At 67.4% G+C, this 9,132-nt stretch carries 5 protein-coding genes; 4 read left to right on the top strand and 1 reads right to left on the bottom strand.

The window, feature by feature from the left end; genetic code table 11:
* Positions 1-333: 333 nt before the first annotated feature.
* Positions 334-735: a nitroreductase/quinone reductase family protein gene (locus ACLJRM_RS44185; RefSeq protein ID WP_101609538.1), complete on the bottom strand. Its 402-nt coding sequence runs from the start codon at positions 733-735 to the stop codon at positions 334-336.
* 134 nt (positions 736-869) lie between these two features.
* Here ACLJRM_RS44185 and ACLJRM_RS44180 point away from each other — a divergent pair, with 134 nt between their 5' ends.
* The 4 genes from ACLJRM_RS44180 to ACLJRM_RS44165 all read left to right on the top strand — a co-directional run bounded on the left by ACLJRM_RS44180 (position 870) and on the right by ACLJRM_RS44165 (position 8,787).
* Positions 870-1,835 (top strand): plasmid pRiA4b ORF-3 family protein, encoded by a 966-nt coding sequence (locus ACLJRM_RS44180; RefSeq protein ID WP_410666447.1) that lies wholly within the window; start codon positions 870-872, stop codon positions 1,833-1,835.
* 194 nt (positions 1,836-2,029) lie between these two features.
* Complete coding sequence (dnaE, locus tag ACLJRM_RS44175) at positions 2,030-5,614, top strand: DNA polymerase III subunit alpha (RefSeq protein WP_101609536.1); 3,585 nt, start codon at positions 2,030-2,032, stop codon at positions 5,612-5,614.
* Entirely contained in the window at positions 5,614-7,086 is a 1,473-nt protein-coding gene (locus ACLJRM_RS44170; RefSeq protein WP_101609535.1) for an MFS transporter, read from the top strand. The genes dnaE and ACLJRM_RS44170 overlap by 1 nt, the downstream gene beginning before the upstream one ends.
* 456 nt (positions 7,087-7,542) lie before the next feature.
* Positions 7,543-8,787, top strand: coding sequence for a low temperature requirement protein A (locus ACLJRM_RS44165; protein WP_410666446.1), 1,245 nt, complete (start codon positions 7,543-7,545; stop codon positions 8,785-8,787).
* Positions 8,788-9,132 lie beyond the last annotated feature (345 nt).

Raw genomic sequence — 9,132 nt, 5'->3', positions numbered from 1 at the left:
CCCCCCCCCCCCCCCCCCCCCCCCCCCCCCCCCCCCCCCACCCCCCCCCCACCCCCCCCCCCCCCCCCCCCCCCCCCCCCCCCCCCCCCCCCCCCCCCCCCCCCCCCCCCCCCCCCCCCCCCCCCACCACCCCAGCCGACTCGGTACCGGCGCCCTGGTCACTTGAACTACGTGATGGCTGGTGCGGGTGGGGCGAAGGTGGCGGCCGTGGCGATCACGAAGGTAGTGAAGGCCTCCATCACTACGGTCAAGGTAGGCAAGGGGCCCTTCACTGCCCGGCCCCGTGAACGACCGCGGGCAGAAGCCGGTAGGTGACTCACGACCACCGTGAGCTCAGACTCGCTTGAGCGCGATCACCGGGAACGGACGGCTGGTCATCGACTGGTGCTCGGCGAGCCGGGGGAACGCCCTCGCCTGCTTCGCGAACAGACGGTCCCGGGCCGCTCCGGTGATCTCGGCCGCGTGGGCGGGAAAGGACTCTCCGTCCGCCTCGACGTCGACGGACGGCTCCGCGACCAGGTTGCGGTACCAGTCCGGATGCCCGGGAGCGCCCCCGTTCGCGGCGAACACGATGTAGCGGTCGTCGTCCGCCAGGAACAGCATCGGCGTCACGTGGCGTCGTCCGGTGCGGGCGCCGGTGGTGGTGAGCAACAGCGTCGGGAGGCCCTCCCCGTGGCGGCCGTTCGCGCGGAACTCCGCGATCACGCGTTCGTTCATGGCCTGCAGGTCGATCATCAACTCTCCGGGCGGTTCGGTGATCTTGGCGGCTGGCCAGTCTGCCCATCCGCGCCCAGGTCGGCAAGCATTTTTGGATCATGGCTGCTCACGAGGCCGCGAAACCTGTCGGTGCCGCTGGGGATACTGCGGGAGTGAGCCCCACCAGCCGAGGGCACAAGCCCGAGAAGCCGAAACCTGCCGACCTGTCGGACTGCGTCGCGCGAGGCGAACCGGACCGGGACAGGGTCACCCTCGCCGCCACACTGACCGCGGGCAAGCGCTCGGTGAGCGTCGAGGTGGTGGTCGACGGCGACAGGGTCCGCAGGATCGAACTCCACGCGGAGCCGTCGGACGCCTTGGTGGCCGAGGCACCGCTGACACCCGAGGAGTTCCGGAGCCAGGTCGAGGCGGCGCTGATCGTCAGGGCCGATTCTGACGCCTGGCTTTTCGAGAGGGTCCCGGACTTCTTCGAGCTGGGCGCGAAGTCGGACTTGCCCGAACGAGCCGACCGGCTGCGCCGATGGCTCGGCCTCCCCGAGTACGAACCGGTCCCCCGATCGGGAGTCGATCCTCTTCCGCTCGTCCTGCCTCCACCCGGACCGGTCACCGGACTGCGGCTCGCGGTCGCCCTGCTCGGACCGGACCAGGCGATCTGGCGACGGCTCGAAGTCCGCTCCGATCTCACGCTCGCCGGAGTGCACCGGGTCCTGGCGGCGGCGTTCGACCGGGACGAGCGGCAGTACCACTGGTTCGAGACGGCGTACGGAGGCTTCAGCACCGACGGCCGGTACGGAGAAGGCGATCGCCTGGACGATCAGGTGCTCCTCGGCCAGGTCGTCACGGCACCGGGCCATCGACTCGTCTATGAGGCGGAGCATTGGCGGCACTGGATCCGCGTCGAGCAAGTGGTCGCCCTCCCCAGAGCGCCGAGCTGTCTCGACGGCGAGCGCGCGGCGCCTCCGCCGGAATGCGAAGACGAGCACGCGTACAAGATGTTGCTGGAGGCGCTGAGGGATCCGGGCGACGAAGAGAACGACGGCCTGGTCGAAGAGCTCGGCGGCTACGGGTTCGACCCGGAGTGGTTCGACAGGGAGGGGGTCAACGCCCGGCTGGGCTGAGCATCACTGCCCCGTTCGGGTGGCGAAGACTCCGGCGAGGCAGCTGGATTTGATCTTCGTCAGCTAGCAGACTCGGCACCGGCTGACGACCGCGTCCCCCCGCGAGTTGCTGATGATCTTGACAAGCCTAGGGTGGGAGGACCGGCCCGCGTCACGCAGCCAGGGACCCGTCTGCCTAGGGGAGGTTTTCGCTGGTGTCGAACGATTCCTTCGTCCACCTGCATGTGCACACCGAGTACTCGATGCTCGACGGTGCGGCGAAGATCGCCCCCCTGTTCAAGGAGGCGGCGCGGCTGGGCATGCCCGCGGTCGGCATGACCGACCACGGCAACATGTACGGCGCGGACGAGTTCTATCAGCAGGCGGTCAAGCACGACCTCAAGCCGATCATCGGCATCGAGGCCTACGTCGCGCCGGAGAGCCGGTTCCACAAGAAGCCGGTGTTCTGGGGACAGGCCAACCAGCGTGGCTCCGACGAGTTCGGTGAAGGCGGCGACGTCTCGGGTAGCGGTTCGTACACCCACATGACGATGCTCGCCGCGAACGCGACCGGGCTGCGGAACCTGTTCAAGCTCTCGTCGCTCGCGAGCATGCAGGGCTACTACCGCAAGCCCCGGATGGACCGCGAGCTGATCTCGGAGAACCACGAAGGCATCATCGCGACCACCGGCTGCCCGTCCGGTGAGGTACAGACGCGCCTCCGGCTGGGGCAGCGCACCGAAGCGATCCAGGCCGCGTCGGACTACAAGGACATCTTCGGCGGTGAGAACTTCTTCCTCGAGCTGATGGACCACGGCCTGCCGATCGAGCGGTCGGTCCGCGAGGGCCTGCTCGAGATCGGCAAGCTGCTCGACATCCGGCCGCTGGCCACGAACGACTCGCACTACGTCACCAAGGACCAGGCCGACACCCACTCTGCGCTGCTGTGCGTGCAGGCGGGCAAGACGCTGAACGACCCGAACCGGTTCAAGTTCGACGGTGACGGCTACTACCTGAAGTCGGCCGCCGACATGCGGGAGTACTGGGACAAGGAAGTTCCCGGCGCCGCCGACTCGACGCTGCTGATCGCCGAGCGCGTGGAGTCCTACAAGGACGTCTACACGCACAAGGACCGGCTGCCGTTCTTCGAGGTCCCCGAGGGCTACGACCAGGGAACCTGGCTGCGGGAAGAGGTCGCGCGCGGTCTCAAGTGGCGGTACCCGGACGGCGTCCCGGACGAGTACTACAACGAGCGCATCGAGATCGAGCTCGACGTCATCATCGGGAAGGGCTTCCCCGCCTACTTCCTCATCGTCGCCGACCTCATCAACTACGCCCGTAAAGTCGGCATCCGCGTCGGCCCCGGCCGTGGTTCGGCCGCCGGCTCGCTGGTCGCGTACGTGCTCGGTATCACCAACCTGGATCCGATCCCGCAGAAGCTGCTGTTCGAGCGGTTCCTGAACCCCGAGCGCGTGTCCATGCCCGATATCGACATCGACTTCGACGACCGCCGCCGCGGCGAGATGATCCGCTACGCCACCGACAAGTACGGCGTCGACAAGGTCGCGCAGGTCATCACCTTCGGCACCATTAAGACCAAGGCGGCCATCAAGGACTCCGCCCGCGTCCACTTCGGCCAGCCCGGCTACGCGATCGCGGACCGGATCTCGAAGGCGCTGCCGCCGCCGATCATGGCGAAGGACATCCCGCTCTCGGGCATCGTCGACTCCAAGCACGAGCGCTACGGCGAGGCCGCCGAGGTCCGCGCGCTCGTCGAGACCGACGAAGAGTGCAAGACGATCTTCGAGACCGCCCGCGGCCTCGAAGGCCTGATCCGCAACGCCGGCGTCCACGCCTGCGCGGTCATCATGTCCTGCGACCCGCTGACCGACGCGATCCCGCTGTGGCAGCGTGACGACGGCTCGATCATCACCGGCTGGGACTACCCGTCGTGCGAGAACATCGGCCTGCTCAAGATGGACTTCCTGGGCCTGCGGAACCTCACCGTCATCGGTGACGCGATCGACAACATCAAGACCAACCGCGGGGTCGACATCGACCTCGACACCCTCGGCGTCGAAGACCCGGAGACGTACAAGCTGCTCGCCAGGGGAGACACGCTCGGCGTGTTCCAGCTGGACGGCGGGCCGATGCGGGATCTGCTGCGCCGGATGCAGCCGACGGTCTTCGACGACATCGTGGCGGTGGGCGCGCTGTACCGCCCCGGCCCGATGGGCATGAACGCGCACAACGACTACGCGGACCGCAAGAACAATCGGCAGAAGGTCAAGCCGATCCACCCGCAGCTCGAGGAGCCCCTGAAGGAGATCCTGGCCGACACCTACGGCCTGATCGTCTATCAGGAGCAGATCATGCACATCGGCCAGAAGGTGGCCGGATACACGATGGGCCGCGCGGACGTGCTCCGCCGGGCCATGGGTAAGAAGAAGAAGGAAGTCCTCGATCTCGAGTACGAGGGCTTCGAGGCCGGGATGAAGGCCAGCCCGCTGATCGACGGCGGGTTCTCGCCGGAAGCGGTGAAGGCGCTCTGGGACACGATCCTCCCGTTCGCCGGCTACGCGTTCAACAAGAGCCACGCGGCCGCGTACGGCCTGATCTCCTACTGGACCGCGTACCTCAAGGCGAACTTCACGCCGGAGTACATGGCCGCGCTGCTCACCTCGGTCGGTGACAACAAGGACAAGTCCGCGGTCTACCTGTCCGAGTGCCGCCGCCTCGGCATCAAGGTGCTCCCGCCGGACGTCAACGAGTCGGCGCTGAGGTTCGCGGCCGTCGGGGGCGACATCCGCTTCGGCATGGGTGCCGTCCGCAACGTCGGCGCGAACGTCGTCGAGTCGATCATCAAGACCCGGGCCGAGAAGGGGAAGTACTCCTCCTTCACCGACTTCCTCGACAAGTCCGAACTGGTGGCCTGCAACAAGCGGGTCATCGAATCGCTGATCAAGGCCGGCGGGTTCGACTCGCTCGGCAACTCCCGGCTTTCGATGATCCAGGTGCACGAGGACGCGGTCGAGGCCGTGGTCCCGCTCAAGCGCCAGGAGGCGATGGGCCAATTCGACCTCTTCGGTTTCGGCGGGGACGACGACGCGGAAGCCGCCGTGTCTTCTTCACCGCTCGCGCACCTGAAGTTCGGCGAGGAGGAGTACCCGCGCAAGCAGCTCCTGGCCTACGAACGGGAGATGCTCGGTCTGTACGTCTCGGCGCACCCGCTGGACGGCGCCGAGCGCATCCTGCGCAAACACGCGCCGAGGCCGATCGCCGCGATCATCGCCGACCCGCCCAAGGAAGGCGAGCTGATCATCTCCGGGCTGATCACCTCGCTGGAGCGCCGGGTCAACAAGAAGGGCGAGCCCTGGGCGATCTGCACCGTCGAGGACATGGACGCCTCGCTGGAGGTCCTGTACTTCCCGAAGTCGTACGCGATGTTCTCCGCCGACCTCATCGAGGACAACGCAGTCCTGGTCAAGGGCCGGGTGAACTGGCGCGAGGACAAGATGTCCATCTTCGGCGGCGGGCTCGTGCCGCTCGACCTGTCCGAGATCGGGAACGGCGACGAGGACCTGCCGCTCGTCCTGCTGGCCGCGGCGGAGAAGCTCGACCAGTCGGTGGTCAGCGAACTGAAGCAGACCCTGCTGGCGCACAAGGGCGAAACGCCGGTGCACCTCAAGCTGGTCGGCAAGAACCAGACGGTCTTCGCGCTCTACGACTATCCGGTCAAGGTGACGTCGATGCTGATCGGTGAGCTCAAGGGCATCCCCGGGATCGCCGCCAGCACCTGATGAGCACCTACGAACCCGATCCACGGCGCTGGAAGGCGCTCGCCGTCTCCCTCGCCGCCGGGTTCATGGGCCTGCTCGACGTCAGCATCGTCAACACGGCGCTGCCCTCGATCCAGCAGGACCTCGGCGCGTCGAGCGGCGGGATCCAGTGGGTCGTTTCCGGCTACGCGCTGGCCTTCGGGCTGGTGCTGGTCACCGGCGGCAGGCTCGGCGACGCGCTCGGCCGCCGCCGCATGTTCCTGTTCGCGCTCGCCGCGTTCGTGCTGACCAGCGCGTTCGCGGGCGCCGCGCCGAACGAAACGACGTTGATCGTCGCGCGGCTCCTGCAGGGCATCGCGTCGGGCATGATGACGCCGCAGAACAGCGGGATGATCCAGGACCTGTTCCGCGGCGCGGAGCGAGGCCGCGCGTTCGGCATGTTCGGTGCCACCGTCGGGATCTCGACCGCGGTCGGGCCGGTGCTCGGCGGCGTGATCCTCGCCGTCTTCGGTGATCCGGAAGGCTGGCGCTGGGTCTTCTACGTGAACGTGCCCATCGGGATCCTGGCATTCATCCTGGCCTTGAAATGGCTCCCGAAAGCGGAGAGACCGGCGAGAAGCCTGCGAGGCGAGATCGACTTCGTCGGCATCATGCTGCTGGGTGTCGCCGTGCTCGGGGTCCTGCTCCCGCTGATCGAATCCGAACAGGGCGGCCTCAGCAGCCTGTGGTGGCTGTTCGTCGTCGCGGTGGTCTTCGGGTTCGCGTTCGTGCGCTGGGAACGCTCGATGGTGCGGCGCGGCCGTTCGCCGCTGCTGGACACGCGGCTGTTCACCGGCACGCCCGGCTACGCCACCGGTGCCGCCGTCGGCGCGCTGTACTTCAGCGGGTTCACCGGCATGTGGCTGGTCTTCGCCATCTTCTTCCAGCAGGGCCTCGGCTACACGCCACTGCAATCAGGACTCGCCGTCACCTCCTTCGCCCTCGGCTCGGCCGCGGCAGCGGCGATCGCGGGGCGGCTGGTGCCGAAGTGGGGGCGCAAGCTCACCGTCACCGGGCTGGTCATGGTGATCGCCGGGATGCTCGCGGTCGCCTTCCTGGCCGGTCGGGATCCCGGCGCCTCGGCGGGCTGGTGGTTCGCGCTGCCGTTGCTCGTCGGCGGGATCGGCGGCGGCATGGTCATCTCGCCCAACACCACGCTGACCCTGGAATGCGTGCCGACGTCGATGGCGGGCGTGGCCGGGGGCGCGCTGCAGACCGGGCAGCGGATCGGCACCGCGATCGGCACGGTCGTCCTGGCCTCGGTCTTCCACGCGGTACTGGGCGCGAACGGTGGTTATCCGTCGGCGCTGACCGCGGCGATGCTGTGCGCCGCCGCGTTGACGTGCTCGGCGCTCTTACTCGCCGTGATCGAACTCCGCGCGCGCCGGAATCGGCGTTTGCTCACTGAGCGGGAGGAAGCCGACAGGGCTGCCGCCGACAGTCAACGCGGCTGAGTCATCCGCGCCCGTCACTGACTACGGTCGGCGAGACCGAATGCTCCATCCGAGTGACTGAAGTAGCCAAGCTCTGGTGCTACTCAGAGCAACCGGGTACACCTTACGGTGCCTTCACTGCGGTGTCTTGGCTACCGACAGTGGTATTTCTGTCGATCGATCGGGGATGGATCGATCGGCTGGAGCGATCGTGGCGAGTCCGGAGTTTCAGGAATGGACACCCACGGTCACGAGCCGGTGGACGGCCGTCGGCGTCCGCGGGGGACCGTTCGGCGGCACCCGGCTCACCACCACTGACCAGCCGAGTCCCGGTGAAGCAATCGCGCGGGTGGGTCCGTGCGGGGACGCCTGGGGAGGTGCACCCGGCCCGGACCCACCCGCCGCGCGTTTCTCCGAGTGTGTGAACCGCTTCCGGCTGCGAAGATCTTCGCGAGTTCGAGATTGCGAGGAGCACCCATGGCGGAGAGTTCTGAGGGGCGGAATCGCCTGCGGGTCTGGTACCGGCCCATGAAGATGCGGGATTCCGGTGAAGGCCACCGGGTGGCGACGCCGCTGGAGCTGTTGTTCGACCTGTGTTTCGTGGTCGCCGTCGCGCAGGCCGCGGCCGGTCTGCACCACGCCATCGCCGAGAACCACATCGGGCACGGGGTGCTCAGCTTCGCGATGGTGTTCTTCGCGATCTGGTGGGGCTGGCTGAACTTCAGCTGGTTCGCGTCGTCGTTCGACACCGACGACGTCCTGTATCGGCTGGTCACGATGGTGCAGATCGCCGGCGGGCTGACCGTGGCGGCCGGCGTCTCGTCGGCCTTCGAAGGCGACTTCACGATCATGGTGATCGGCTACGTCCTGATGCGGCTGGCGATGGTCGTGCAGTGGCTGCGCGCCGCGCGGACCGATTCGCAGTGCCGTCCGGCCGCGTTGCGGTACGCCATCGGCATCACGATCGTCCAGATCCTGTGGATCGTCCGCCTCGGCCTGCCGGAGTCCCTGGCCCTGCCGTCGTTTTTCGTGTTCCTGCTGGCCGAGCTCGCGGTCCCGCTGATCGCCGAACGCCGACGGCCCACCGGCTGGCACCCGCACCACATCGCCGAACGCTACGGCCTGTTCACGATCATCGTGCTGGGTGAATCCATCCTCGGCGCGACCACGGCGGTCAAGGAGGGGCTGGACGAAGGCGAGCACACCGGCAGCCTGATCTCCCTCGCCGCCGCGGGACTCGTGCTGGTCTTCTCTCTGTGGTGGCTGTACTTCGACCAGCCGGGGCACGCCCGCCTCGAAAAGGCGAAGAACCTGTTCACCGTGGCGAGCTGGGGTTATGGGCACTACCTGATCTTCGCGTCGGCGGCCGCCCTCGGCGCCGGTCTCGAGGTCGCGGTCGACTACGACACCCACACCGGGCACGTCGCCTCGCTGCCCGCAGCCATGGCGACGACCGTGCCCGTCGCGATCTACCTGCTGAGCGTCTGGCTGATGCACATCGGGCCGACCAACGAATGCCGCCCGATCGCGATCGGCTTCCCGGTGACCGCGGTGCTCGTGCTCGCCGCGTCGTTCACGCCGGCGCCCATCCACATCACCGCCGGGCTCGCCGCCGCCCTCGTCGTGCTGACGGTCGTCGCGACGCACGGGGAGCCGATCCCGGGTGAACGCAAGATCGACGCAGGTCAGAGCATCGGCGCGAAAAAAGGGACCCCCCTGTAAACGCCGGTTTCGGGCCGTGTAATGTTCTCTTCGTCGCCAGGGAAACCGAGCGGCCGCCGGGAACACGAACCAAGCTCCCACCAGATGGTGGTAGAGTGGGTGGTCCCGAAACGGAGAGGTAACCAGACCCCCGCTGAAACGGCAGTTTCAAGCAGGTGTAGGGTGAGCTCCGAACAAAAGCCAAGAAATAACTGCTTCGGATAAGGCCGGGTTTTGCTCGGTGCGATTCGGGGTGTGTTGCTTGAGAACTCAACAGTGTGCTAGTGAACTAAGCCAGTAGAGCTTATGTATTTGAACCTCGTTTGAGGTTCCTTTGAGAGCAAGTATATTGCCTCGATCAAATTT

This window comes from Amycolatopsis sp. lyj-84 (assembly GCF_046549075.1).
Classification (GTDB): Bacteria; Actinomycetota; Actinomycetes; order Mycobacteriales; family Pseudonocardiaceae; genus Amycolatopsis.
This window is presented reverse-complemented; position numbering and strand designations above follow the sequence as displayed.

Bases quoted from the DNA above. Each gene is read 5' to 3' on its own strand.
- ACLJRM_RS44165 (WP_410666446.1), top strand. From the start codon at position 7,543: ATGGCGGAGAGTTCTGAGGGGCGGAATCGCCTGCGGGTCTGGTACCGG.
- ACLJRM_RS44185 (WP_101609538.1), bottom strand. From the start codon at position 735: ATGATCGACCTGCAGGCCATGAACGAACGCGTGATCGCGGAGTTCCGC.
- ACLJRM_RS44170 (WP_101609535.1), top strand. From the start codon at position 5,614: ATGAGCACCTACGAACCCGATCCACGGCGCTGGAAGGCGCTCGCCGTC.